At 62.6% G+C, this 1,387-nt stretch carries 1 protein-coding gene; it reads left to right on the forward strand.

Annotated features, from left to right (window positions below; all coding sequences use genetic code 11):
- The first annotated feature begins 53 nt into the window (after positions 1-53).
- Entirely contained in the window at positions 54-1,313 is a 1,260-nt protein-coding gene (locus AB4061_RS40520; protein ID WP_441641650.1) for an IS256 family transposase, read from the forward strand.
- Positions 1,314-1,387 lie beyond the last annotated feature (74 nt).

Consider the following 1,387-nt stretch of genomic DNA (forward strand, 5'->3'; position numbering starts at 1 on the left):
GGGCCTGTCAGAAATTTTGTGTTTAGGGCATAACATGTCGCCAAGGAGCATGTATGCCACGCAAGACGAAGACCAGCCAAGCCGCAGACCGTGAACTGCCGGCCATTCCCGAAGACCTGATCGCCCATTTCGTTAAGGGTCCCATGACCGCCGAGGCGGTTCAGAACGCCTCGATGGCGTTCAAGAAGGCCCTGATCGAGCGGGCCCTAGGCGCCGAGCTAGGCCATCACCTAGGCTACCAGCCGGGCGCGGAGCGCCCGCCCGGCACGGCCAACCAGCGCAACGGCAAGAGCGCCAAGACCGTCCTGACCGAGGACGGGCCGCTGCGGGTGGACATCCCGCGCGACCGCGAGGGCAGCTTTGAGCCGCTCCTGATTCCCAAGCACGAGCGGCGTTTCACCGGGTTCGACGACAAGATCATCGCCATGTACGCCCGCGGCATGACCGTGCGCGAGATCCAGGCGTTTCTGGCGGAACAGTACGGCACCGAAGTCTCGCCCGAGTTCATCAGTTCGGTGACCGATGCGGTCATGGACGAAGTCACCGCCTGGCAGGCCCGCCCGCTCGAGGCGATGTACCCGGTGGTGTTCTTCGACGCGCTGCGCGTCAAGATGCGTGAGGACGGCGTGGTGCGCAACAAGGCTGTCTACCTGGCCCTGGGCGTACTGCCAGACGGCACGCGCGACATCCTGGGCCTGTGGATCGAAACCACCGAAGGCGCCAAGTTCTGGATGAAGGTGTTCAATGACCTGAAGACCCGCGGCACGCAGGACATCCTGATTGCGGTGACTGACGGGCTCAAGGGCATGGAACAGGCCCTGAACGCGGTGTTCCCGAACACGACGCTGCAGACCTGCATCGTGCATCTGATCCGCAATAGCCTGGAATATGCCGGCTGGAAGGAGCGCCGGGCCGTAGCGGCTGCGCTCAAGCCCGTGTACACGGCGCCCACCGTCGAGGCGGCGCTAGCCGCACTGGCGGCCTTCGAGCAAGGAGAATGGGGGAAGAAGTACCCCCCGATCGCTGCGTCCTGGCGTCGCGCCTGGGACCAGGTGATCCCGTTCTTTATGTTCCCGCCGGCGATCCGCAAGATCATTTACACGACCAACGCCATTGAGAGCATCAATGCGCAACTGCGCAAGATCATCAAGACGCGCGGGCACTTCCCCAGCGACGAGGCGGCAACCAAGCTGCTGTGGCTGGCCCTGCGCAACATTACAGGAAGCTGGGGCAGTTCAACACACGATTGGAAGGCTGCTATGAACCAGTTCGCGATCCTGTACGAGGAGCGCTTCACCCATCCGCATCGTTGAGATAATGCTGCACTCACCGCTCAAGTCGACGGTGAGTCTATACCTGCCCTGCACACAAAAAAACTGACAGGCCC

This window comes from Cupriavidus sp. YAF13, assembly GCF_052113425.1.
In the GTDB taxonomy this organism is placed as follows: Bacteria; Pseudomonadota; Gammaproteobacteria; order Burkholderiales; family Burkholderiaceae; genus Cupriavidus.